24 protein-coding genes and 1 pseudogene are annotated in these 25975 nt (G+C 42.5%); 17 read left to right on the plus strand and 8 right to left on the minus strand.

The genetic code is table 11. The annotated features are described in order from the left end of the window. Positions 1-189 precede the first annotated feature (189 nt). The gene (locus tag M2R47_RS09650) at positions 190-399 is read left to right on the plus strand and encodes a DUF6804 family protein (protein ID WP_418001190.1); all 210 of its coding nucleotides are present in this window, start codon (positions 190-192) and stop codon (positions 397-399) included. Positions 400-551: 152 nt separating this feature from the next. Continuing rightward, positions 552-1607 (plus strand): TIGR04086 family membrane protein, encoded by a 1056-nt coding sequence (locus tag M2R47_RS07490; RefSeq protein WP_249101187.1) that lies wholly within the window; start codon positions 552-554, stop codon positions 1605-1607. A gap of 212 nt (positions 1608-1819) precedes the next feature. Here the strand turns inward: M2R47_RS07490 and erpA are convergent, their stop codons facing one another. Further along, positions 1820-2152: an iron-sulfur cluster insertion protein ErpA gene (gene erpA / locus M2R47_RS07495; protein ID WP_249101190.1), complete on the minus strand. Its 333-nt coding sequence runs from the start codon at positions 2150-2152 to the stop codon at positions 1820-1822. A gap of 118 nt (positions 2153-2270) precedes the next feature. Between erpA and M2R47_RS07500 the strand changes: the two genes are divergently transcribed. The 4 genes from M2R47_RS07500 (at position 2271) to M2R47_RS07515 (ending at position 6068) form a co-directional block, all read left to right on the plus strand. Continuing rightward, positions 2271-4199 carry an ABC-F family ATP-binding cassette domain-containing protein gene (locus M2R47_RS07500; protein ID WP_249101193.1) on the plus strand — a complete coding sequence of 643 codons (1929 nt, stop codon included), beginning with the start codon at positions 2271-2273 and terminating at the stop codon, positions 4197-4199. Beyond that, a complete protein-coding gene (locus M2R47_RS07505) occupies positions 4196-4795 on the plus strand; it encodes a J domain-containing protein (protein ID WP_249101195.1) in 600 nt (199 codons plus the stop codon). Before M2R47_RS07500 ends, M2R47_RS07505 begins: the two co-directional genes overlap by 4 nt. Positions 4796-4813: 18 nt before the next feature. After that, positions 4814-5785 carry a YheT family hydrolase gene (locus M2R47_RS07510; RefSeq protein WP_249101198.1) on the plus strand — a complete coding sequence of 324 codons (972 nt, stop codon included), beginning with the start codon at positions 4814-4816 and terminating at the stop codon, positions 5783-5785. A gap of 94 nt (positions 5786-5879) precedes the next feature. Further along, complete coding sequence (locus M2R47_RS07515; RefSeq protein ID WP_249101200.1) at positions 5880-6068, plus strand: hypothetical protein; 189 nt, start codon at positions 5880-5882, stop codon at positions 6066-6068. Between the two features lie 143 nt (positions 6069-6211). On the opposite strand, the gene dapB is transcribed toward M2R47_RS07515, so the two are convergent. Continuing rightward, on the minus strand, positions 6212-7027 hold the full coding sequence (dapB, locus tag M2R47_RS07520; protein ID WP_249101203.1) for a 4-hydroxy-tetrahydrodipicolinate reductase: 816 nt from the start codon (positions 7025-7027) through the stop codon (positions 6212-6214). Between the two features lie 119 nt (positions 7028-7146). Continuing rightward, positions 7147-8313: a molecular chaperone DnaJ gene (gene dnaJ, locus M2R47_RS07525; protein WP_249101207.1), complete on the minus strand. Its 1167-nt coding sequence runs from the start codon at positions 8311-8313 to the stop codon at positions 7147-7149. A gap of 509 nt (positions 8314-8822) precedes the next feature. Here dnaJ and efeO point away from each other — a divergent pair. From efeO to M2R47_RS09655, 4 genes and pseudogenes are all read left to right on the plus strand, one after another. Next, complete coding sequence (gene efeO / locus M2R47_RS07530; protein WP_249101210.1) at positions 8823-9680, plus strand: iron uptake system protein EfeO; 858 nt, start codon at positions 8823-8825, stop codon at positions 9678-9680. A 74-nt stretch (positions 9681-9754) separates the two neighbouring features. Beyond that, complete coding sequence (gene efeB / locus M2R47_RS07535; RefSeq protein WP_249101212.1) at positions 9755-10960, plus strand: iron uptake transporter deferrochelatase/peroxidase subunit; 1206 nt, start codon at positions 9755-9757, stop codon at positions 10958-10960. An 86-nt stretch (positions 10961-11046) separates the two neighbouring features. Then, positions 11047-12759 carry an FTR1 family iron permease gene (locus M2R47_RS07540; protein WP_249101213.1) on the plus strand — a complete coding sequence of 571 codons (1713 nt, stop codon included), beginning with the start codon at positions 11047-11049 and terminating at the stop codon, positions 12757-12759. Between the two features lie 204 nt (positions 12760-12963). Beyond that, a pseudogene (locus tag M2R47_RS09655) lies at positions 12964-13143 on the plus strand (polymorphic toxin-type HINT domain-containing protein); the annotation flags it as partial. 191 nt (positions 13144-13334) lie between these two features. Here the strand turns inward: M2R47_RS09655 and M2R47_RS07545 are convergent. The 3 genes from M2R47_RS07545 to M2R47_RS07555 are packed head-to-tail and all read right to left on the minus strand — an operon-like array spanning position 13335 to position 15187. After that, positions 13335-13484, minus strand: coding sequence for a hypothetical protein (locus M2R47_RS07545; RefSeq protein WP_249101216.1), 150 nt, complete (start codon positions 13482-13484; stop codon positions 13335-13337). Next, positions 13481-14452: a thioredoxin fold domain-containing protein gene (locus M2R47_RS07550; protein WP_249101221.1), complete on the minus strand. Its 972-nt coding sequence runs from the start codon at positions 14450-14452 to the stop codon at positions 13481-13483. Before M2R47_RS07550 ends, M2R47_RS07545 begins: the two co-directional genes overlap by 4 nt. 33 nt (positions 14453-14485) lie before the next feature. Further along, complete coding sequence (locus tag M2R47_RS07555) at positions 14486-15187, minus strand: pseudouridine synthase (protein ID WP_249101224.1); 702 nt, start codon at positions 15185-15187, stop codon at positions 14486-14488. 67 nt (positions 15188-15254) lie between these two features. Here M2R47_RS07555 and M2R47_RS07560 point away from each other — a divergent pair, with 67 nt between their 5' ends. Further along, complete coding sequence (locus tag M2R47_RS07560) at positions 15255-15848, plus strand: YigZ family protein (protein WP_249101227.1); 594 nt, start codon at positions 15255-15257, stop codon at positions 15846-15848. A gap of 157 nt (positions 15849-16005) precedes the next feature. On the opposite strand, the gene M2R47_RS07565 is transcribed toward M2R47_RS07560, so the two are convergent. Further along, entirely contained in the window at positions 16006-16275 is a 270-nt protein-coding gene (locus tag M2R47_RS07565; protein ID WP_249101230.1) for a hypothetical protein, read from the minus strand. Positions 16276-16317: 42 nt separating this feature from the next. Between M2R47_RS07565 and M2R47_RS07570 the strand changes: the two genes are divergently transcribed. The 4 genes from M2R47_RS07570 to M2R47_RS07585 all read left to right on the plus strand — a co-directional run bounded on the left by M2R47_RS07570 (position 16318) and on the right by M2R47_RS07585 (position 21402). Continuing rightward, a complete protein-coding gene (locus tag M2R47_RS07570) occupies positions 16318-17958 on the plus strand; it encodes a peptide ABC transporter substrate-binding protein (protein ID WP_249101233.1) in 1641 nt (546 codons plus the stop codon). A 208-nt stretch (positions 17959-18166) separates the two neighbouring features. Further along, entirely contained in the window at positions 18167-19054 is an 888-nt protein-coding gene (locus tag M2R47_RS07575) for a pseudouridine synthase (protein ID WP_283162936.1), read from the plus strand. 105 nt (positions 19055-19159) lie between these two features. Continuing rightward, positions 19160-20074: a LysR family transcriptional regulator gene (locus M2R47_RS07580; protein WP_249101237.1), complete on the plus strand. Its 915-nt coding sequence runs from the start codon at positions 19160-19162 to the stop codon at positions 20072-20074. 131 nt (positions 20075-20205) lie between these two features. Continuing rightward, positions 20206-21402 carry an amino acid aminotransferase gene (locus M2R47_RS07585; protein WP_249101240.1) on the plus strand — a complete coding sequence of 399 codons (1197 nt, stop codon included), beginning with the start codon at positions 20206-20208 and terminating at the stop codon, positions 21400-21402. A gap of 403 nt (positions 21403-21805) precedes the next feature. Here the strand turns inward: M2R47_RS07585 and M2R47_RS07590 are convergent, their stop codons facing one another. Further along, a complete protein-coding gene (locus tag M2R47_RS07590) occupies positions 21806-23302 on the minus strand; it encodes a leucyl aminopeptidase (protein ID WP_249101243.1) in 1497 nt (498 codons plus the stop codon). Positions 23303-23572: 270 nt separating this feature from the next. On the opposite strand from M2R47_RS07590, the gene M2R47_RS07595 reads away from it, so the two are divergent. Together M2R47_RS07595 and lptG are read left to right on the plus strand one after the other, a co-directional pair. Then, positions 23573-24796 carry an LPS export ABC transporter permease LptF gene (locus M2R47_RS07595; protein ID WP_249101246.1) on the plus strand — a complete coding sequence of 408 codons (1224 nt, stop codon included), beginning with the start codon at positions 23573-23575 and terminating at the stop codon, positions 24794-24796. Further along, complete coding sequence (gene lptG, locus M2R47_RS07600) at positions 24797-25888, plus strand: LPS export ABC transporter permease LptG (RefSeq protein WP_249101249.1); 1092 nt, start codon at positions 24797-24799, stop codon at positions 25886-25888. Positions 25889-25975: the final 87 nt, after the last annotated feature.

Here is a 25975-nt window from a genome sequence, read left to right on the forward strand (position 1 = left end):
GTAGTGTGGTTCGCCCATGTGAGAGTAGGTCATCGTCAGCACCTTATTTGATTACCCCCTTCATCAGATGATGGAGGGGGTATTGTTTTTTTAGTGGGGATAAAAAGTGCCCAAAATAATGTTACATATAACAGTTGTATTTCTAGTATTGGCGGTGTTGCCCCTACCTTACGGCTATTATGCTTTGTTGTGTCTGATTGCATTTGGTGTTTTGCTTGGGTGGCCTATTTCAGCTTTGAAAGGCATGATAAACCTTTACCTTGGATTTTTGTAATATTGGCATTGGTGTACAATCCGATCATTAAAGTTTATTTCCCAAAAGAAATTTGGACAGTAATAAATTTATTGTCAGCGGCTTCTTTATTATTTAATCAAAGAAAGTTGTTGGAGTTAGAGTAATTATCTCATCATCCTTACCTTTAAATTAGCTATACATTTCTACTACTTAATTACCACTATAAACTTACTGAAGCTTACATAATTTTTTCTTATAATTTTTATTCAAATTTCAGTTATTAATTTGTTCCTAACTTTTTAATTTGAGAATGCTTATGAAAATTCATACAACTGTAGCCAGACGCCCATCATGGCGAGGTATTATTGCAGGACTTTTAATGGGTCTTGTGGTTTCTATGGCCATGCTTGCATTAGCGTTGGTGTTGAGTTCATTCCTATCATTAGACCTGCGTGGCGCAGGCATTATGGCAGGTATCTATGCAGTAGTTACCGCACTACTAAGTTCTTTTGTGGCAGGATTCTTTGCGGTAAAAGCATCTGCACCAGAAGCTCTATTCGGTGATGGTACGGATATTTTGCCAAAAGATGCAACATTGACAGGTATTTTAACAGCGGCTACGATCGTTGTCATCACTTCTTTTTTTGCAATGAATGGTGTATCAAGCGTTATTAGAACTGCTGGTAATGTTGTTGGCACAACAGCAAACGCTATTGGCGGAGCTGCCAGTGCTGTCACATCAACGACCATAACAGCAACAGCTGCTGATGTGGCAACAGCCAATGCAGATGGCAATCTTGTTGGTCGTGCTGAAGAATTGTATCAAAAGGCGATGGGCAATATCGGTCGTCAAGACATTGAGGCATGGCTTGCCAAGAATAATGAAACCCTTGATCGGACACAGGTTGGTGCAGCTGTTAATGTGTTAGAAGGATTGCTGAATCAAACCCGTGTTGATATCGCACAAATGGATTTTACTAATCTTGAAACTTGGAAAAACATCGATGATTATGCCAAAAAGCGTGCAGATGAGATTGAGAATGCTTTGACTGGTGATGAGTTGATTAATCGTTTGCAAGCACAAGGTTTAAATCGGGCTCAAGCTGTTGAAGTTCAGCAAGAAACTTTGGCTTCTTATCATGAGTATCGTGCTAATACTGAGCAAGCAATTGCTGATGCTCGTTTGAAGGTAGAGCAAGCACTACAAGCTGCTGAAGATACTGCTCGTAAAGCTGCTTTGTATTCAGGCATTCTTTGGTTGATTAGTACATTGATGACTTTTTTGGCGAGCGTTGCTGGTGCACGAGCAGCTGCTGCCAGTTATCGCCTAGCTGCAGCGCCAGTAGTATTGCGTGATCATCAAAATCATTGATTGAAATAATGAATTAATCATAAAAAATACCCCAAGGACCAGTGCTTAGGGGTATTTTTATATGAGCTTGTGAGTTAACATCAGCTCGGAATTCTTTTGATACTATCAAGTTAAATATGGTTATAAATTACAGGTCTTATTTTAGTTATTTTATTTTGAGAGGTTGGATATCAAGGTTGATTCACAGCCTTTTTTTTGGTGTTAAAATCGCATTAAATTGAAAAAGATGATCCGCAGCCGCATGTGGTGGTTGCATTAGGATTATTCACCACAAAACGAGAGCCCTCCAATCCTTCTACATAGTCAATTGTTGAACCGTGTAAGTATTGGTAGCTTAGGCTATCAACCACCAAAATTGCATCACCGTTTAGGAAAGTGGCATCATCTTCATCAATCTCTTCAGCAAAGTCAAATCCATAAGAAAAGCCTGAACAACCGCCACCAGTAACATAAATGCGTAGCATTAGTGAGTCATTTTCTTCAGCAGCTTTAAGTTTCGCCAGTTTTTTGGCGGCATTGTCTGTGAGTGTCATCGTATTGTTCATGAGATTCTCTGTCTGAATTTTTTATATCCTTGATTATTATACCACAATGATTGTAATTTTTAATAACCTGAGCGGTAGGTCTGTTATAATAAGTGAATCTTAGTTTGGAATGTCATTCATGCTTGAGTTTAAAGATGTGGCGATTCGTCGAGAAGGGCGATTGTTATTTGGTAATGTTAATTTACAATTACATAAACCCCAAAAAATCGGTCTGACGGGCAATAATGGGGTAGGGAAATCTACTTTATTTTCTGCCATATTGGGAGAGCATCATACTGATATGGGTGAGATTTCCATTCCTTCAGCATGGCAATTGGCACATATGGCACAAGAGGTGCGTGCCACTGATGTCGTGGCGATGGATTATGTACTTTCTGGTGACAGAGAGTGGTATGAGTTAAATGCAAAATTACAAAATCAAGCATCATTATCCGAAGATGAGATCTCACCGACATATCAACGGTTTGAAGAGATTGATGGCTTTCGTACGCCAACGAAAGCAGCGCAGATTTTATCAGGATTGGGTTTTTCTAAGAGTGATCATCAAAGGAAAGTAGCGTCCTTTTCAGGTGGTTGGCGCATGAGATTGAATCTGGCTCGCACACTGATGTGTCGGGCAGATGTGTTATTGCTTGATGAGCCAACCAACCACTTAGATTTGGATGCAATTTTATGGCTTGAAGAGTGGCTCATGAAATTCGATGGTCTTGTATTGCTCATCAGTCATGATCAGGAATTTTTAGATGCTGTATGTGGTCATATCCTGCATATTGAACGCGGGGTCATGACGCTTTATGTGGGTAATTATAGCCAATTTGTACGCATGCGTAATGAAAGATTGGCACAGCAGCAGCATGCCTATGAAAAACAGCAAGCAACTAAAGCACACTTAGAAGATTATATTCGCCGCTTTCGTGCCAAAGCAACCAAAGCGAAACAGGCTCAAAGTCGTATTAAGCAACTGTCTAATATGATAGAACTTGCACCCGTGATGGCAGATTCGGCTTTTGGTTTTGAATTTTATTCACCAAGCCACATAGCAAGTCCATTGATCGTTTTGGAGAATGCAACCATAGGTTATGACCAACCTTTAATCACCAAGGTGAATCTTCAAATCACTCCTGAGATTCGCTTGGGTATTTTGGGTGCGAATGGTGCGGGAAAGTCAACACTGATCAAGTCATTGGTGGGTGAGTTGCCGCTACTTGATGGCGTGCATAAAATCTCTGAAAATCTGACGCTTGGATATTTTAATCAACACCAAATGGAGTCGCTTGATGAGTCTGCTACGCCCATGGTGATGCTTCGTAGAATTGCTGGTAACACATCGGATGCTGTTTTGCGTGCTTTTTTGGGTAGTTTTGATTTTTGTGGTGATAAAATAGATACTGAAGTTCGTTCTTTCTCTGGTGGTGAGAAAGCAAGATTGACCTTGGCACTCATCGTTTGGAAGCGACCAAATGTACTGGTACTGGATGAACCAACCAACCATTTGGATCTACAAATGCGTAATGCACTGATGCTTGCTTTGCAAAACTTTAAGGGAGCATTGATTCTTGTGTCGCATGATAGAGGGTTGATTACGGGTGTGTGCGACTCGTTGGTTTTGGTTGCAGATGGCAGGGCTGATGAGTTCGTGGGTGATATGGCGGACTATGCCGAGCATCTGCGACAGGCACGCCTTGCCAAACTTACTCAAAATAAACTTGAAAACAAACAGTGTACTTCCGATCCTCTGCAAGGCACACAGCAACCCACCTTGTCCAAGGAAGAGATTCGCAAACAAAACGCTAAAAATCGCCAGGCAACTGCTCCACTGCGTAAAAAAATCAATGAGTTGGAGCAAATGCTTGATCAATTAAGTTGTGAGCTTAAAAACATGGAAATCCAACTTTCTGATCAAAGCTTGTATGATGAGATGAGAAAGGATGAGCTTTTGGCTCTGCTTCGTGAGCAAAATGAGCTACAAAAACATGCCTTAGATACCGAAGAGGCTTTATTGATTGCCATGGATGAGTTGGAAGTGCTGGAGAGTGGTTTGTCATGAGTTTTAAGAATGCGAAGGATTACTATGCCATTTTGGGTGTCTCAAAAGCAGCCGACATCCATGAGATTAAGCATGCCTATCGCCAACTTGCCAAACGCCATCACCCTGATCGTGCGGGTGGGAGTGGAAAGATCACACTGATCAATGAGGCTTATGCAACCTTAAAAGACCCAAAACGGCGTGCTGAGTATGATGCAAGCCATGCTTATTTCGGTGTGATGGATGTCCTTGCCAAAAAGTTTAAGAGTCATTTGCAAGGCATAGGGCGTATTGATAAAAGTTTACAATCATTAGCTCGCCGTCAACAAGATTTTTTCAAGCTGGCCAAGGGGCGGATTGATACCAATGGTAAGATTTGGCTTAAAAGTGCTCATCTTATTTTAGAAAAGATGCAATGCCAGTTTGTTAATTGGTCAGAGTGTTTTTATATTTTAACCATAAGTGAGCAGACGGCGATGGTTGGCGGCAACATTCATTTTGTTCATGAAAAGCAGTGCGTACAAGTCAATCTACCAAAAGGCTTAAAAGACGGCATGAAAATCAAAATGATCATTAAAGATGTGCCTATATGGTTCGTCATTCGCATTCAAGAATGAAATAACAAAGGAGATAGTATGGAGAAGGCATCATTTCACCCACCATTTTGGCTAAAAAATCCTCATATCCAAACGATTTTACCAAAATTTTTGGTAACATTTAAACCAGATTATGAACGCACACTCATTAAGGACTCTTTGAATGAAAGTGATGTTGCGTTTGATTTTTTACCCATTGACGAGCAGCGTGGTACAGATGGTAGGTTGAGTACACCATTGGTCGTATTGTTTCATGGTATGGAGGGCTCAAGCCAAAGTCACTATGCACGCACACTTGCCAAACATGTACAAGCGGCAGGCATGCATTTTGTGGTGGCACATTTTCGTTCATGTGGTGGAGTGGCGATATCTGGTGAGGTGTTTTATAATGCTGGCGACACCAAGGAGCTACATCATTACCTTACTCATTTAAGCGAGCATTATCAGACGATATATGCGGTTGGGGTGTCGTTAGGTGGCAATGCACTTGCTAAATATATGGGTGAATATGCTCATGATGCCATTTGTCAAAAGGCGGTGGTGGTGTCAGCACCTGTGGATTTGTCCAGCTCATCAATTTCTTTGGAAAAGTGGGCGGGTAGAGTGATTTACACACCCTATCTACTCAATCCCATCATCAAAAAAGCCTTAGATAACCGCCTTAGCACCAAAGAAGTCCAGGCGTTAAAGTCGGTCAAGCGTATGGGTGATTTTGACAATATCATCACTGCCCCTAGGCATGGATTTTGCTCAAAAAATGATTATTATCGCCAAGCGTCCGCACTGCCACATCTAAGAAATATCACCAAGCCAACTTTAATGATTACTGCTAAAGATGATCCTTTCTTGGGGGTGATGGCGGAGCCAGGAGATGTCTCAAAGCAGGTATGTCTATTAAATACCGAGCATGGTGGTCATATTGGATTTGTGGACTATGATTATGACACACGAACCTTCAACCTAGACTTCGTACCGCAACAAGCCTTAGCATTTTTTAAAGGCATTAAATGATGCGAATGCTGTTTTAGCGGCCGTCATCAGCATCTTTTAGCTGCGTACTGATATCGTTGGTCGTGCTTTGGTTTTTAGCGTATTGGCGGTTTATATGAGCGGTTTTTTATATAAAAACGGCTTTATTGGTGGTATTTGTGATTTCGTCATTAGGGCTACTTGGTTTGCCTGCTTATCATGCCTGCATGCCAGTCGTACGCCACTTTTTATGCAGCTTGTTATACAGCTTGATAAGCCAGTGGCATGTCTTTTGCATTTGAGTGTGGTGAGTGAGAGAAAATGACAGTCTGCTCATTGACAGACAAGTCTTAGGATGTAGCATCCATAACAGACAGGCTTTCTCTGCTTATGTCATCAGTTCGTGGTGATCAATGTGGATGATGCTAAAAGATGCTCATGTGTGAGTGCCTTTTGGCATTTTTTTGATCATGATGACTTGATTCCCAACACATCCTGCATGTCATATAGGCCAGCTGGTTGGTAGTACACCCAATTTGCAGCCTTCACAGCACCTGAGGCGAAAGTGGTGCGACTCATTGCTTTGTGAGTGATTGTAACAATCTCTCCATTCATGATGAATTCGACCGCATGCTCTCCAATAATCTCACCGCCACGCACAGCATGTATGCCAATCTCACCTGCATTTCTTTTGGAAGTGCCATGGCGACCATGTATCAAAGCGGTTTTTAAGCTTTGACCACGAGCATCAGCAATGGATTTGGCCATCATGAGGGCAGTGCCAGAGGGTGCGTCTAGTTTATGTTGATGATGGTGTTCAATAATCTCAATATCAGCTTCCATACCAAGCACCTTGGCGGTGGTGGCAAGTAAATTTAAAGATAGGTTGACGCCAGTTGAGTAATTGCCTGCATAGACAATTGCAATCTTGCGAGCTGCTTCTTTAAGCTTGATTTCCTGTTCTTCAGAAAGACCAGTCACCCCCATCACCATGGGAATACCCGCTGATACGCAAGCTGCAACTGTCGCATCAACCGCATCTGGAAGACTAAAATCAATCAACACATCCAGACCTTTTAGACTCTGAGAGTCTGTGAATGCTGATAATGCCACATTTGTCTTGGATTCACCAATGAATTCACCTGCATCAACACCAATCAAACTTGAATAGCTGGGTACAAACCCTGCTTTTAAAGTGGTATCTGCATGGTCCAAGGTGGCTTGTAATAACATTCTGCCCATGCGACCTGATGCACCCATGATGCCTATGTTGGTGTTTTTCATGCCATGTCCTCATAAAATCATCTGTTTTTTTGATTATACCCAAATTTTTTATAAAAATAAAACCCTGCCATGAAAGTACACTTTTCTTAAGCAGGGTCTGTGTTCATGGTACTGATGACTTAGTCAAACAAGTCTTTGACATCATCTTTAATGCGATCAAATAAGCCTTTTTTCTTGGCGGAGGCGGTATTTTCTTTGCCAAGCGTAGCCTTGAATTGGCGAAGGATTTCTTTTTGTTCGTGTGATAGATTGGTTGGGGTTTCAACGATGATACGACAAATCAAATCTCCTTGCATGCCGCTACGCACTGTGGTAACGCCTTTGCCGCGCACACGAAGCATTTGACCTGACTGCGTGCCTTCGGCCACTTTAATTTTTAGACGACCATCTAAAGTTGCAATCTCGACATCATCGCCCAAAGCAGCGGTGGCAATGTCCACATGCACATCCATGTGTAAATCCGCACCATTTCGTGTGAATGTGTCATGTGGTTTGACATGAATCTCTACATATAAATCGCCATTTGGCATGCCCCTTTCGCCTACCTCACCTTTGCCTGCCAGACGCACGCGGTCGCCATCATCGATACCTGCTGGTATGGAGACTTCCAAAGTTTGCATTTTTTGCTTTTTGCCTTCGCCGTGGCAATCTGAGCAGGGGTTTTTGATGGTTTTTCCTGTGCCATGGCATTGGGGACAAGTCTGCTGCATGACGAAAAAACCCTGCTGCATACGCACTTGGCCATGTCCGCCACAGCTCTTACAGGTAATGATGTCTGCATCTGATTTTGCCCCTTTGCCATGACAGGTTGGGCAGTTGATTGATGAGCTGAATTGGATTTCTTTTTTACAGCCTTTGACTGCCTCATCAAGTGTCAAGGTTAGGCGATATAGCAAGTCGTTGCCTTTGCTGGCACGGCTACGAGAAGAGTGTCCGCCAAAAAAGTCGCTAAAACCTCCGCCTGAACCCCTACCAAACGCTTGACCAAAAAGATCACCGAAAATATCTCCGAAATCTCCATGGAATCCGCCAGCACCACCAAAACCACCATTATTCATGCCTTGTTCGAAGGCGGCATGCCCCATGCGGTCGTAGCTGGCACGCTTTTGTGCATCGGATAGCACTTCGTACGCCATGGTTGCTTCTTTAAATTTTTCTTCAGCGGCAGGATCGTCTGGATTTTTATCAGGGTGATATTTCATTGCCAGGCGGCGATAGGCTTTTTTGATTTCTTTTTCGTCGGCTGACTTATCCACACCCAAAACGGTATAAAAATCTCTGCTCATGTTAATTCCACAGTGTCAAAATAGATTTGGTTTTTTATGGTGGTTTTGGCTCAATTATCAAGGCGAAAGCTGATAATTTTTCATAAATTTCACCCAAAAAAACAAAACAAAAAACATGCTCATCCATACAACGAACAAACTCAATTGGGTAATTTTTAACCAGTCAAGAATGTCATAACTTTAGGTTGTGTCAAGCGTTGACTATGTTGGTATGCAAATCAATGACTAAAATAAGCATTGTAAGGGAGTAGGATATGGTCGCTAGTAATGGTTAATGTGTCTAATAACATGCAAGCGAACAGAGTTGACGAAGCAAATTGGGCTAATTACTAATTTCATAACATGACCCTCATCATGATTATGGTTGGTATTGATTGATGAGTTTGTCCATGAGCTTGGTGTTCATCGGTATTTTTAATGGAATTTGAATAATCAATCAATTAAACTTTATTGATAGTCATTATTAACTGTATTAAAATATCCATACACGATACTCTAAGGAGAGTTTTATGAAAACCGTTAAATCCACCCTTGTCATAGCTTTATCAGCCCTGTTATTAACGGCTTGTGGCGACAATAAGCCTGCCGAAACAAAAACAGAAGTGTCTACTCAAACACAAGCAGAACAAGTCTCAACCGTTGATTTATCTGCTGAAACCGCTGAATATAAAAAATGGGTAGAGGGACAGATGGATGGTCTTGTTACTGACACCGAAAAATTTGTTTCTCTCTTAAAGGCAGGAAAAACAGACGAGGCTAAAGCCTTATATCCGCTCGTCCGCATGTATTTTGAACGCAGTGAACCGATTGCCGAGAGTTTTGGCGACCTTGATCCACGCATTGATAACCGTGAAGCTGATCTTGAAAAAGACGAAAAATGGACAGGATTTCACGCCATCGAAAAAATTCTTTGGACAAAAAACACAACTAAGGGCACAGAGATGCTTGCTGATCAACTGTTGGCAGACACCAAAGAGCTGAGAGCAAAAATTCCAACTGCTGAAGTTACGCCAGACTTAATGATTCAAGGAGCGGTGGATTTACTAAACGAAGTTACTACCACCAAGATTACTGGCGAAGAGGAAATTTTTTCAAAGACAGATTTGTATGATTTTAAAGCCAATATTGAAGGAGCACAAAAGATTTTCCAAATCCTAACGCCAAAAATAGAAGCTAAAAATCCTGAATTGGTTGCTGACCTAAAAGTCAAATTTGCCGAAGTGCACGCATTACTTGATGTACATAAAATCAATGAGCAGCACTACAAAGATTATGATGAATTAAGCAAAGATGAGATTAAAGCTCTTGCCGAAGCGGTCAATAAGCTAGGAGAGCCTTTAGCACAAATGGGCGTGGTGATGCAATAAATGTTTTAATGTGTTAGTACAAAAGCATTAACTTTATTGTTAATGCTTTTTGTCGTTATTAAGGAGTAAAAAAAATGAGTAATCGTCGTCAATTCCTAAAAACCGCAGGACTTTTTGGTGCGGCTGGCGTGCCACTATTGAGTGCTTGTGTACCAAAAGCCAAAACCGTTCCTAAGTCCGAGGCACCAGAGAGCACCAACCCTTTTGCCAATCTAAAATATGGTTTCTATGGTAAGCATCAGTCGGGCATTGTGACACCTGCCCAGCGACATGCGTATTTTTTGGTGGTGGACTTGCACAGTACTGATGTGAATGAAGTCAAACAGATGTTTAAAAATTGGACACAGTTTAGTGCCAAATTGATGGCCGGTGAAAACATCAAGCCTTATGATACCAATCCTCATCTGCCTCCAAGTGATACAGGAGAGTCGGACAGCTTGGGTGCGTATGGTCTGACTTTGACTTTTGGGGTGTCGCCATCGTTTTTTGACAAGCTGGGGCTGAGTGATAAAAAGCCACCAGAGTTTTCTGATTTGCCCAAATTTTCACGAGACCAACTAAAACCCCAGTTGACAGGCGGTGATATCTGCATTCAAGCGTGTAGTGAAGATCCGCAAGTTGCTTTTCATGCGGTGCGTCAGCTTGTCCGTCAGGCACGCTCGCTCATTACGATGAAGTGGTCGCAATCGGGTTATAATGCTTTTGATGGTGCGGCAGACACTCCGCGCAATCTATTTGCTTTTAAGGATGGTACAGCAAACAAGCAAACACTACAAAATCCTGAAAAATGGCTTTGGATTGATCAAGGGCCATTTAAAAATGGGTCTTACTTGGTGACACGAATCATTCAAATGCACCTTGAAACTTGGGATAGAACTTCGTTGCTGGGGCAAGAGGATACCTTCGGTCGCCATCGTGACAGCGGCGCGAGCATTGGTGAGACTGATGAATTTGCACCACTTGACATTCAAGCTACAGATGATCAGGGTAATCATATTGTAGGAGATGCAAGCCATGCAGGAATCGCCAACCGTACAGGATTGAAATTGCTCCGTCGTTCATATTCGTACAGCAGTGGTATTGATGATAAGGGGCAGTTTAACGCAGGGTTGTTGTTCATCAGCTTTCAAAAAAATCCCATGCAGTTTAGCGTCATCCAAAATGCCTTTGGCAACAATGACAAGATGACCGAATACACCACCCACATCGGTTCTGGGTTGTTTTTATGTTTTGGCGGAGTGGAGCAAGGTGGGTACTTAGGGCAAGCATTATTTGAGTAAATATGCGATATTTTTGGTACAAAATTGGTAAAAATAAGGACTTGATGATGTTAAAATTTTTCCAAAAAATAGCCATGGTCGTTATTATGACAATGCCGCTCACTGGTTTTGCCAATAACCCAATCATGCCATCACCACAAACTCAAATGCAGTTTGCAAGGGTTAATTTTACCCCCATTTTTGTGCGTTTGTCTGATATCATGACCTTGGTAAAGACAGGTGAGACAGACAGGGCAAGATCAGAACTTAATGCTCTTGCTATGGATTTTGCAAAACTGCCAATTGACACTGCTCACACCGCACTGACCAAACGGGTTGCTGCCGCCTTTGACACTGCTCAATCCACCCCTAATAATGAAACTTTGCAAGCTTTATCCATCGCCCTTTACGATCTTGAAAAGGCACAAAATCCTGTTGATTATCGTCAAGATAACGCCAAATTCGCCCAAAAAATCCGCCCTGCTATCAAAGAGCTTGGGGAGGCGATTGATGCCTTTAAGGTTGATGGCAATTTAGATGCGTTGAGAATGGCTTATGATAAGTTTAATAAGTCGTGGGGTGCTAATGAACGAGTTGTCCGTAACACGCAGCAGTCACATTATGGTGCGATTGAAATGGCGATGGCATTGCTTAGGGTGGCGATAGAGACTAAAAATATTGCCAATATGGACGCACGATTTCATGACTTGCAAGCAGTCATTGACAGCTACATCAAAGGTGAGTCACTTGCCAAACCAAAGGTGGACATGAATGTAGATTTGGCGTACGGCATCAACCTGTTAGAACAAGGATTGCATGACTTTCAGGCAAATGATGTTGCAAATGGTCAAGCCAAACTCTCTGAATTTATTCAAAAATGGGTTGTTTTTGAAGGTGAGGTGTCTGCCCGAAATCCTGGCCTATACAGCAAAATTGAAAGTCAAATCCCCATCATTATGGCAACAGGCGATGCCAACGCCCAACAAAAATTAGCCGATTTGATCGGACAATTAAAACAGATTAATCCGACAGTTCGTTATACGGCAGTCGATAGCATGCTAATCTTGCTTCGTGAGGGCTTGGAGGCATTACTGATTGTCATTGCCTTGATGGCAGCTCTGAACGCCAGCGGTCAGACTCAAGGTAAAAAATGGGTATACGGTGGTGTGAGTCTAGGAATTTTTGGGAGTGTGCTTGGAGCGGTGATTTTCTATCAGCTATTTCCCAAGATGGCTGGTGGAATGAATCGTGAAATGCTAGAAGGTGTGGTCGGTCTTGTGGCGGTTGTGATGATGATTGGTGTGGGAGCGTGGTTGCATTCTAAATCATCCATCAAAGCGTGGCATGACTATATCCATAATCAACTGGGTAGGGCGATGACAACGGGTAGCTTTATTTCATTGTTTTTGCTTAGTTTTTTATCTGTATTTAGAGAAGGGGCGGAAACAATTTTGTTCTATGTAGGTATTCTACCAAACATTGGCATGGTTGATTTCTTCATGGGAATCGGCTTGGCGTTGCTGATTTTGGTGGCGATGGCGGTCATACTCTTAAAAACCTCCGTCAAATTGCCCATTCCTTTACTTTTTAAGATTTTGACTGCAACCATTTATGTGCTTGGTTTTAAAATTTTAGGGGTGAGTATTTTGGCTTTACAACTGACCAATCATTTACCAAGAACGATGGTTAATATGCCCAGTATGGAAATTATCGGATTTTATCCAAGCGTGCAAGGAATGATGGCGCAATTGGCTTACATGGCAATCTTGATTGTCTTGCAATTGTATGCAAAAAAGCCTTTGCGACACATTAAGGCTTGACTTGTCAATGTATTGGGATTGTACTGGCATAACGCTGATGTCATGCCAGTTTTATGAAGATAATCTATTGAAAATTAATTAAAAAGCACAAAAAAGATTGCTTGATTTTTTTTGTGCTTGAGATAACTCATTGTTCAGCAGCTCAATCCCAACCATCAAGATTGGGAACTATGTTTGGTCTCGTATGAATAAACAGGAAAATGCAGCTACCAACCTGTCACCAATTGGCATCACAACCACTATCAAGAAACCGTCTATGTGACCATCATCGACCCTAAGGGTAATCAGCAAGTCATCGTATCCAACACCATTTGCCCATTCTTTGTAAAAACATCTTATAATACAATACCCACCTTCATCAGAGGAGTGTCATTATCAAGGTGAAATTGAGCGTGGTGTTTTGTTGAAATTTAATAGTGAATGCCCTTTTAAAGAAAAGGTAGTAATGATGTTTTGTGAAATGCCTAGTAAGTTCGGGAAATTTGGATTAATGACAATTACTGGGCAAAATTTGAAAGATTGGTCATAAAATCCCGTCAATCACCATCATTAATCGCTACTGTACCATCAAACAATCAATTGACTGATTGGCGGATACATACTTTATCATCAGTCTGATTGATCAATAAAGCCGATGAATAGGCAGTTGCTTCACCTCTCCAAATAACCCTACCCCCTTGCTTGGCAGTAATGATGGAAAAATTGATGGCTCGTTGCGGGGTCATTTGAGATGTAAAAAAGAGAGCAGTTCGTCATTACTTTTGATGAAATCACCCTCAAAAAACTCACCTTGTTCATTCAATATGCTGGGCGTGGCGATAATTGCCAACGCATGTGCTACGGTTTGGTTGTGTGCAATGGGGCTGTCATTCCCTTGGCAGGCATCATTGACAGTATAGATGCCTTTCATGGCTGCTGATAACAGTAAAGCACGCTTGGTGGGGTCTGCCTGACACCAAATCTGTTGCATCGGAAGGTGTGATTCGTCATATACAGGATATCCGATGGCCTTGATGGTAACACCCTTGTTATTTAAGTCATGAATTTTATCATGAAAAATTCTGCAATAAGGGCAGTTGATGTCAGTAACAACATATAAGATGGCTTTTTCTTGTCCTTTGGCAGGGTAAATGACGAGTGTTTGCTCATCAAGTTGTGATAAAACATGGCGGTTTTTGGCGGTTTCAAAAGCTTGATCCAGCCCTAAAAACTGCCCATCTTTGATGACAGAAATCTCGCCGTTGATGAGATGACGACCGTCAGCACTGACTAAAAATGGCGGTGTGCCTTCAGCAATCCCCCAAAGCACGCCTTTAACATTGGTGTGATAAAAAGCTGCATTTTTGTCTATTTTAGTTAGGGCGGTCATGTTGGAAAGCAGGGCTTTTTTATGGTCTTGACTGATTGGTGTGCCCGCCTTACCTGTGCTGATGTGATGATCTGTATTGAGAATTTTACTTGGATTGGTCTCAATATTGCCCAAAATGATGTATTGTAAATCGTCGCTGATGAGTAGAGGCTCTTGACCAAGTAGCGTAACTTGGCTTAATGTCTTGATGGGGCTGGGCGTGATGTGCTGAATGGGGGCGGTCAGTCCTGCATTCATTAACATTGTGCGAATTTCAGTCGGATTGGCACCTTGTGCGGCACCGATGACCATGCTGATGACTAAAAGCGTGATGATTTTTTTCATATGTTTTGTGAGTAGGTGGTCAGCTGAATGCGTTCAAAATTGTTTGATTTCATCTTGGGTTAAAAAACGACATTCCCCCATTTGCAAGCCATCTAGGTTGATTGTGCCGATGCTGGCTCGGTGTAGGCTGATGACCTTATTGCCAAAATACGCCATCATGCGTTTGACTTGATGGTATTTGCCCTCCGTCAGAATTAAAACGGCATGCGTTTCATCAAGAAAGGACAGCTTGGCAGGCAGGGTTTTTTGAGTTTCGCCTTCTAGCATGATGCCGTTTGCCACTTGCTTGATGGCGTGTGCTTGTTCGTCCGCATTCATCGGCTCTGCCAGCGTGATTTCATAGCGTTTAGGCTGATGTCTTTTCGGGCTGGTAACACGATGTAGCCAAGCACCGTCATCTGATAGTAGTAATGCCCCTGTGGTATCCACATCAAGCCGACCTGCGATACGCAAGCTTGATACTTCTGGTACCGCAATCAACTCAGTAACAATCGGATACTCTTTGGCTTTGAGCGTGCATTCAAAGCCATCTGGCTTATGCAGTAAAATATAGCGACTGCCATTTGCCACTAATAACGGTTCGCCTGCCCATAATACCTCATCATCTGCTTGAATGTGAGTACTGCCATCTTTGATGATTTCATCATTGACGGTGATTTCACCACGATGCAGAATTTTTTTGCATTCATTGCGAGACAACTCTGTTGCCTTGCTGATAAATTTGTCCAATCGCATGATTTTTTGCTTAAAAATGGGTTAGAATATTCTTTAGTTTATCATATTTAATCAGTAAAGCCAAAAAATGACTTACCACACACCGTCTGCACCTTGCCAAGCGATTCATGAAATTAAGAAGTCTGAGTTTCTTGCTTTTGCGTACCCCATTCACAACAAAGACGAAGTCATGTTTCATGTGGAACAACTACGACATCGTTATCCAGATGCTCGCCACCACTGCACAGCTTACATCATTGGTGATCCAAGCAATACCACCTCGGCAGGATTTGATGATGATGGCGAGCCAAATGGCACGGCAGGCAGACCGATTTTAAGTGTTTTGCAGCATAAAGGCATTGGAAATGTGTTGGTCGTGGTGGTGCGTTATTTTGGTGGGATTAAGTTGGGAGCAGGAGGATTGACAAGAGCTTATGCTACAGCCACTCAGCTGTTGATAGATGAGATGATTCTTGTACCATTTGTTGCAAAGTCCATCATTAAGGTAGTAACCACCTTTGCCCATGAGACTCAAATTCGCTACCTTGTGGAGCAGGTGGGCGGTGAAATCGTCTTGGTTGATTATGCCGAAAATGTCTTCATGACAGTGCAGATGATTGACAAAAGGGTGAATGAATTTCGTGAGAGTTTGGGCGTGTTTGGAAGGATTTGTGCTGATTAGCCTTGGTGTTAAAGTTGCAAGCGATTAATAAGGGGCTAAAAAGGCTTTTGGTGTTAAGTCAATATTAAAAAAATAAAACCACAGAGCAAGCTCCATGGTTTTACCTTATTTGGTTGTCCATAAAATTCCGTATGTTGCCACCTTGGCAGCTCAGCATTCATCCATTGGGCATGTCCATTTGCCATTTCCTTGCTGATGGAGGTATTATGCCAATTTCTGTCTTTGATGAAAATACGCCAATATCGTCAATTTTTGTAAGCAATTGCTGACATTGAGTATTCTTGGCTTCTACCATCTCAATCAAGTTAATCAATTGAAATTTTTGTATATTTATATTCCAATTTTGAATAACTAATTTGTTCATGACTGCATTATCATCAATCAAATTTTTATCAATATGGCAAAACGGATCAACGCGTACTGTCATATGATATGATATTCACAGTTTATTAAAAAGAAAAGGATGCTTATGATCATTTTAAGATATGCGACATCTGCACTGGCCATCAGCATGGCAATCGCCTTGGCGGGTTGTGGAAATAACTCAACACAAGACGCCCAATCAAGCAACCAAACCAAAAAATCAGCCTCAAGCAAGCAGGATAAGACCACACTGACCATTAATAATGGGGCGGAGATCAGTTCCCTTGATCCGCATAAGACAGGTGGTGTGCCAGAATCATCGGTGGCTCGTCAACAATTTGTAGGATTGACCACGACAGATGCTGATGGTAAGTTGATTGCTGGCATGGCTGAAAGCTGGGAAAGTGATGATGATGTTACTTGGACATTTAAGTTGAGAGATGCGAAATGGTCGAATGGCGACCCTGTAACGGCACACGACTTCGTGTTCAGTTTTCAGCGTATGGTAGATCCAAAAACTGCCGCTAATTTTGCCAATTTTATTGCAGATGCCAAAGTGCTTAATGCCAATGCAATCATTGAGGGCAAGCTACCACCGCAACAGGTGGGTGTGATGGCGATTGATGACAAAACGCTAAAAATTACCTTGTCTGAGCCTGTGCCGTATTTTCCACAGATGCTTGCTTATACTGCCATGCGTCCTGTGCCAAGAAAAGTGGTGGAAATGCTGGGTGATGCTTGGGCAAAGCCAGGAAACATTGTGGTTAATGGTCCATACATTCTAAAAGATTGGCGTGTGGGCGAAAAAATGGTTTTCGCTAAGAACCCACATTATTATGATGCAAAGAATGTCGCCATTGAAAATTTGATACTTCTACCGATTGACAGCGGTCCAACGGATTTTTCACGCTATCAAGCAGGCGAGATTGACATCACCTTTACTGATGTGCCAAGTGATGTACTGGTATCAGCAAACAAAGATGAAGTGAAAACTTCACCATCCTTTTGCTCATATTATTACGAAATGAATGTCAATAAACCGCCATTTGACGATGTGCGTGTGCGTCGTGCAATGACTTTGGCACTGGATCGAGACACCATCGCCAACAAAGTTGCTGGCCGTGGCGAAATCCCATCCTACCAAATGACACCAGTGGTGGTCTCAACTAACCCAAAATATACTCCAGAATGGCAAAAGCTTGATCAATCAGCACGCATCGCCGAAGCAAAAAGATTGCTGAACGAGGCGGGCTATGATGAATCAAACCCACTAAAATTTGAATTGCTATATAATACCAGTGAGAATCATAAAAAAGTCGCTGTTGCGGCACAGTCATTATGGCAAGAAGCACTTGGTTTTGTTAAGGTTACTTTGGTGAATCAAGAATGGAAAGCGTATTTGGCAAGTCGTCGCAATCATGAACACCAGATGGCTCGTGCTGCTTGGTGCGGCGATTATGATGACCCTGCGACTTTTTTAAATGTCATGCGTACAGAAGGCACGGGTAACTATGGCAATTATTCTAATAAAACTTATGATGCTCTTTTAAAGACTTCCTTGACCAAGTCAAACGATGCTGAGCGTGCGAAAGTTTATCATGAGCTAGAAGCCATTTTGGATAAAGATGTGCCAAATGTTTGGGTGTACTATCAAGTAAACGCTCGTGTGGTCAAGCCCTATGTTAATGGTTATTCAACCCAAGATGCTTTGGGCAATTGGCAGGCTAAGTACTGGTCCATTAAATAATCGTCAACGATTCCATACTGACCGAGCGTCAAAAAAAAAGACTGAGCGATGGCTTAGTCTTTTTTGATGAGGGCATGATAAAAGGCTGTGTCCGTTCATCTTTGATGAGGGGTTTATTAAGAGGAGTGTGTTGGCATGCCACTTGACAAAATTGTATTGCTCATTGCTAATTAGGAGAATTTTTGTGAACACGCTTTTCAAACCGCCCATGATGGAGGGAGTGTCTCCAAGTAAGATTTATTTGGAAAAATTTTGTGATAAGGCAAAAACACCTGCTTTGATTTTTGATTTTTTTTGTCAAAAATTCCCCCACATCACCATTGATGAGTGGCAAAGGCGATTTGATGAGGGATTGGTTTTTTGGGATGATGGCATGCCTGTTCGTGCTGATGAGCCTTATGTGCATGGGCGAAGTGTTTACTATTATCGATTTTTGGCGAGTGAGGTTGTTGTACCATTTGAGCATGAAGTCATCTTTGAAAATCAAGAATTCATGGTGGTTGATAAGCCACATTTTTTGACAGTAACCCCTAGTGGCGACTATGTCAAGCAAACGCTATTAACTCGACTAAAACACCAAACCAACAATCCAGATCTATCTCCCATACATCGACTTGACAAGGAAACGGCAGGGCTGATTTTAATCAGTAAAAATCCGAAAACTCGTAGCCTTTATCAGTCATTATTCCACACTCAAGACATCAAAAAAATTTATCACGCCATCGCCCCCATCAATCATGAGTTGACATTTCCGTTGGATTTACATTTACATCTGACAAGAGGCGATCCGTTTTATATCATGCAAGTAAAGAGTGAAAAACCCAACTCACACACACGCATGACCTTAATCAAAACGCAAGGCGATTGGGCGAAATATGAGCTAGAGCCTAGTACGGGAAAATTGCATCAATTGCGTGTTCATTTAAATCATTTGGGCATTGCTATTAAAAACGACCCTTATTATCCTTGCGTGCGGCATAAAGCGACAAATGATTTTACCTTGCCATTGCAGCTGTTGGCATATTCCCTGTGTTTCATAGACCCGATGACTGGGCGTGAATGCTTTTTCTCATCTAACAGAACGCTTGAATTTTGATGATGGGTTTTTGTGAGATGGTAAGATTGGATTTATTTTAGGCACTTGTATCTTTAAAATTATTATTTATAATAATTGATACATACATCATTAGGAACGATCGTCGTGAGTACCACGCTGCGACAATTGCGTGCTTTTGTGTTGGTCGCTGAACAAAGCAGCTTTACCAAAGCGGCAGAGACTTTATGCTTAACTCAATCTGCACTAAGCGGACAAATTAAAGAATTTGAGCAAACTTTAGATGTTAAACTGTTTGATCGGACAACCAGAAAGCTGCATTTGTCCGATGCAGGCATGCGATTATTGCCACAGGCTCGCCGTGTACTCAACGAAATGTCGGTGCTTAATGAAAAGGTTGCCAATCTTAAATCCCTGCATCAAGGACATGTACGCTTGGCGGTATCACAGCAGCTTTCCGCCTCAACCATGCCAAAGTTCATTGCCAAATTCTGTGAACGCCATCCGCACATTCAAGTAACACTGACGGATTGCTCTGTTGATGATGTGGTGAATTCTATTGAGAATCTGGAGGCGGATCTGGGCATTGCACCTGAACGCACCTACTCAGATGACTTGCAGACCGACACTCTGTTTTGCTCGCCTTTTTATTTGGTGTTACCAAAGACGCATCCTTTTGCCAACAAAGAGGTGGTGCGTTGGTCTGATTTATTAAATGAACGACTGATCACACTCAACGGCCCCTTTATCAAATCCTTACAAAATGAGTTGCCAGCACCGATTTCCAGTCGCATTTTTAATCCTGATTTTAAAATTAATTTTCTATCAACGGCGTTGGGCATGACCAGAATGGGTCTTGGGGTAACCATTTGCTTGCTGTATGCGGCGGAGTGGGTGGAATTGTATGGGCTTGTGATGCGACCGATTGCTGAGCCTGTGGTGGAGCGAAATTTCTTACTTTATACGCACAAAAATCGCTCACTATCGCCAGCTGCACTCGCTTTTAAAACATTTTTGATTGATAATGCACACGAATTTTTGGTCAGTAGTCCTACAGATTGATATTTGGTTACATTTCGCATTGTTGAATTGAAAAAATTATCTGCACAAGGGGAATGATTTCCGCTATACTGTGCTGGTTAAAGATTGGTCAAAAAGCTTTTTAGCTGGTTTTTTATAAAAGGAAAAATGATATGTTTCAACATGTTGAGCAGTATGCAGGCGACCCAATTCTGGGTTTGATGGATAAATTTGCCAATGACTCACGCAATGACATTAAAGTAAATTTGGGTGTGGGGGTGTATTATACCGAAGATGGCAAGCTGCCAGTGTTAGAATGTGTGAAAGCCGCCGAAGCACAAATCGCCAATCCACCACGCCCTCGTGGTTATTTGCCGATGGACGGTTTGAAAGGTTATCAGCAAGCCTGCCAAAATCTATTGCTAGGTAAAGACAGTCAAGCGGTGGTTGAAGGGCGTGTGGCGACAATCGCTACTTTGGGTGGATCTGGAGCACTCAAAATTGGCGCAGAATTCATTCATCAGTGGTTCCCAGCTGCCAAATGCTATGTGTCAAACCCAACTTGGGGTAATCATATCAGCATCTTTGAGGGCTCGGGGATCGAAGTGGGCAAATACCCATACTATGATGCTGCTACGATTGGCGTTAAGTTTGATGAAATGTGCGAGTTTTTCAAAACTTTGAATGAAAATGATGTGGTGTTGTTGCACCCATGCTGCCACAACCCAACAGGGGTTGATTTGAGTGATGAGCAATGGGATATCGTGCTGGACATCATCAAAGACAAAAAACTCATTCCTTTCATGGACATTGCGTATCAAGGCTTTGGCGAGAACATGGAAAGCGATGCTCATGCGATTCGCCGTGCTGTCGAGTTAGGCTTGCCAGTATTCATCTCAAATTCATTTTCAAAGAATCTGTCGCTTTATGGTGAGCGTGTCGGCGGTCTGTCTGTCGTTGCACCATCACAAGATGAAGCTTGTCGTGTGCTTGGTCAGTTAAAATCCACCGTGCGTCGTATTTACTCTAGCCCGCCAGCACATGGCGGTGCGGTGGTGGATACCGTGATGAATGATGAGGTGTTATTTGAGCAGTGGTTGGGCGAGGTGTATGAAATGCGTGATCGCATTCGTGACATGCGTCAAAAACTACACGATCTGCTCAGTGCCAAATTACCAGAGCGTGATTTTAGCTATTTCATTAAGCAGCGTGGCATGTTTAGCTTTACTGGCTTGACTACTGAGCAAGTGGTACGCTTGCGTGAAGAGTTTGCGGTGTATATGGTGGAAAATGGTCGCATGTGCATTGCAGGCTTGAATAATAAAAACATTGAATATGTCGCCAATGCCATGGCGGAAGTGTTGAAGTGATGTGTTGACTGTCTTATCAGAAAGCCTCTTAATTTGAACCACGCCCCAAAAGTTACTCTGCTGAACTTTGGGGTGTTTTAATGCAAAAGTCATTGGACTTTAAGCTGTCTGCAAGAACCAATATTAGATACTTAAGATCAAATCAAAAGCTGTTGGTGTTGACCGGATATAATCATGGCAGAAGCCTTGATGGGTGATTGAGGTAGCGATGCATGTTTTTGTGTCTAAGGTTGGCATGGTCTGATGCCAGCCATTCTCAATGATGCCATCACCATTTTGCTGTTAGGTGTCTGCGTTTTACGATGAAGCACCGTTTATCATCTTCACAATCGCATCTTTCAATAGAAAAACCACCCAGATCTTAGGGTGGTTTATTGAGTGTGCTATGGATTAAAAAAGATGGTTAAGATGCTTGTGCTTTTAAGAATTGTACCAACATCGGTACAGGACGACCAGTAGCACCTTTATTTGCACCGCTGATTGATGCTGTGCCTGCGATATCCAGATGTGCCCATGCTTGACCTTCTTTGATGAAATGCTTTAAGAAGCACGCTGCTGTGATGGAGCCGCCTTCTCGGCTACCAACATTTGGAAGGTCGGCAAAATTTGATTTAAGCTGTGCGGCGTACTCATCATCAAGTGGCATTTGCCATAGCAGGTCGTTGGTGTATTCGCCAGCAGTTTCTAGGGCAAATAGCGTATCTTCATCATTGCTATACACAGCCGAGCGTACTGAACCTAGTGCAATGACACAGGCACCCGTCAAAGTAGCCGCATCAATGATGGTTCGAGGCTGATAGTTGTCTTGGACATAGCATAAAGCATCACACAGAACCAAACGACCTTCTGCATCAGTATTCAAAATCTCTACGCTGGTGCCATCCATTGCTGTAACAATATCGCCAGGGCGTGTCGCCTTGCCAGAAGGCATGTTTTCAGCAGCAGCAATGACGGTAACGAGATCAATCTCAATGCCTGCTTCACAGATGGCCTTAGTGGTGCCTAACATGGCTGCTGCACCACCCATGTCAAATTTCATCTCATCCATGCCAGCACTTGGTTTTAGTGAGATGCCACCTGTGTCAAAAGTAATGCCTTTGCCCACCAGTGCGATGGGTTGATTGAGTTTGGATTTTTTGGTCTTTTTGGTTTTGCCAAAGTATTCTAGAATGATCAGTTTGCCTTCTTCTGCTGAACCTTTTGAAACAGACATGAAGCAGCCCATGCCAAGTTTTGTCATTTCCTTTTCGCCAAGCACAGTCAGTTCAACCTTATCGCCATACTCTTTGGCAAGCTTTTTAGCTTCTTTGGCAAGAGTGCTGGGATTTAAGATGTTAGGAGCTTCATTCGCCAAATCTCGTGCAAAAGACTGACCTTTGAAAGTTGCTTTTGTCAGACTTAAAGCTGCCTCATACTCTACCAAACTGTCTTTATGATTGACAAAATGTACCGCTTTCAAGGCATCTGATTCTGATTTTTTAGAAAAGTGTCGGTCAAAACGATAACTGGCATTTAGTAGTGCAAGGGCGAACTGTGAGAAATGCTTTTGGCAGATGGCATCACCCCAATTGATGAAAGCTGTTGTGTGATTTTTGATGGATTTATAGGTGGCTGCTCCAAGTTTTTGGATATTGCCTGCCAACTTTTCCAATTTACCTGCACCAATGACTGTGATGCCGCTGCCATCAATATCCAGTCCATAATCACTAATGCTGGCACACAGCTCACCGCTAAAGCTTGATTTGGCGATCAATCGTTCAGCACGCTTGGCGTGTTCGCCAGAGACATTGCCTAAAAGATTGCCGTTGCTGTCAGCAAAAAAAACAAGTTGGGGAGCTGGGGTGTTTTTGGTTGGTTTTTTTAAAGTTAATTTTGAATGAACTTGGGTGGTAAATGTCATGGTTATTCCTTAAGTGTATTTATGACAATGATCAATGAGGTTGGCAAAATTTGCACATATTTAGTTTAACACATTTATTGAATTTTGTGTAAGAGACTGGTTGTAACTGATCTTGAATTAAAAATCCCTTGACTGCTTTTTGAAAAATTCTTGGGTCGGTGATTGACATATTCGGTTGCAAAAACCGATTGTCAACCATCTAAAATTTAAGATTTTTGTCTTAAAGTTTTGATATAATGACCGATTAGTCTGCTTATTTTGGATAAATTCGTGATTTTACGCCGATACATCAATAAAGAAGTCGCCATAACCACTGCTGTGGTTTTGGGGTTTTTGGTGGTGATGCTGTTAGGCGGGCGTCTGATTCGTTATTTTGGCATGGCTGCAGAAGGTGGGTTGGATATCGGCGTGCTGTTTACGCTGATCGGCTATAATCTGCCTTATTTTTTAGAATTAATTTTTCCCCTGTCATTTTTTATTGGGTTGATGCTTGTCTTTGGCCGTTTCTATGAAGACCGTGAAATGGCGGTTTTAAATGCTAGTGGCATCAGTCGTGGTCGAGTGGCGAGAATGCTGCTGCCATTGGTCATCATGGCATTTGTGGCACAATCATGCATCACAATCATAGGTAAGCCGTGGGGTGTGGCAAAAGCGACCAACATTTGGCAAGAACAATCGGTATTGGAAGTATTTGATTTCATCATACCAAAAAAATTTGTCAGTAGTGGAGATTACCATCTGTATGTAGGTGAAGTTGACGACAATAGGGAATATCTAAAAGATGTCATCGTCATTCAGATGCCAAAAAATTCATCCATTCAGTCAATCAATGACATTGCAACACAGGATGCAGAGATTGCTAAAAAAGCACAAACGCTTGCCGAAAATGTGCCAAGTGAATTGTTGCGAGAACAAGATACCATCATTTATGCCAAGTCTGCCGTGCAGATACCAAGTAGTGATGGCGTGTTGCGGTTGGATTTGCATCAAGGTCGGCGTTATGAGGTGGATGCTGCCAGCAAGAAGTACAGTCAGATTGGTTTTGAGAACTACCGCATCTCATTGGCAGTAGGTCAAGCAAACGAACTAAAACCGATGAAAATTGAAGGGTGGGCGACAGGAGAGTTGTTGCAACATCTGCATAAACCTGCCAATGGGGTGACTCTTGCCGAGATTCGCGCCGAATTGGGCTACCGAATGAGTCTACCATGGCTGATTGTGCTTGCGGTGATGCTGGCCCCTCCATTGGCACAGGTGCGACCAAGACAGGGTAGGTGGTTTAGGCTTATTCCTGCAATTTTCATATTTGTGGCAAATGTGCTGATTTTGATTTCTCTAAAAGGCTTGGTTGCCAAAGGCAGACTTGGTGATTGGGCGTATCCTTTGGTGCTTGTTTTGCTGATGCTGTTTGCGATGTATGTCAATTACCATGCTCAATTGATGGCACGCTTAGCACTCAATCGCCAAAATGTTCGAAATGATGAACAAGGTTAGATGATGAGATCCTATATTTTAGCACGCTATGTCATTCAAGCGGTATTTTGGGCAATGCTTGGGGCAGTTGTAGGGCTTTGGCTATTACAAATGGTGTTTGCGTATTTAAGTGAACTTGAAAATATTAAGGAATCTTATACGCTGGTGGATGCACTTAAATTCATTGCATACCGATCGCCTTATTTTTTGGTGCAGTTCATTCCAACAGGTGCTCTTTTGGGTACGGTAATTGGGCTTGGTTTGCTGGCAAATAACAGTGAATTGGTCAGCATGCAGGCATCAGGCGTGAGTAAGTCAGGTATCATTGGTTGGGCGATGATGCCTGCAAGCCTATTTGTGGCAATCTCTTTAATAACCAGTCAGTTCGTTTTGCCGATAACCAACCAAAAAGCTGATGCTGTCAGCGTCGGTAAGCCCATCGATCGGCTGGCCTCTGTGAACGGCTATTGGTCTGTCAGTGAGCATGATGGCGTTCAAGACATCATCTATATCAGCTATGCCGACAGTGAGGGTGGATTGGGCGAGGTCAAAAGCTATACGCTTCATGAGGGCAGTCTGATCGCTGCCATGCGTGCAGGTTCAGGCAGTCATACAAACGCCAAAAATGACACTCGCTATACTTGGCAGTTGAATGATGTCAATGCCATTGATGTTGGTGTAAAAGGTGTGAGTCAAAATCGTGAACGCACCACAACCTTGACGCTACCGATTGCACCCAGCGATGTGCATTTATTAACTCGCAAGCCTGATGACATGTCTTTAACAGATCTGTATGCTCACAGACAGCTGATGCGTCATCAAGGAGTACCCAGTTTGCGTCATGAACTTATCTTTTGGCAAAAACTACTGTCTCCCTTTGCGGTATTATCCTTAGTACTGGTGGCATCATCTTTTGTTTTTGGATCGTTGCGTTCTCAAGGCTTAGGGCTTCGGATTGTTTTGGCTTTATTGACAGGGTTGTTGTTTAGCTACTTGACCGACTTGATGGGATTCATTGCGTTGGCAGCTAAGTTGTCGCCATTCATGATGTCGCTACTACCGATTGTCATCAGTGCGTTGGCAGGAATGTACTTATTACAAAGGCGTCGATAGGTACTTTGTGCAGAGTGTATGGTCGGTATTTGCTTGAGCGATTTGGTGCATCACCAAGTTTGGTTGCAGGCGTGTGCTGCATCATCA

This window comes from Moraxella oculi (assembly GCF_023336735.1).
Lineage (GTDB): Bacteria > Pseudomonadota > Gammaproteobacteria > Pseudomonadales > Moraxellaceae > Moraxella > Moraxella oculi.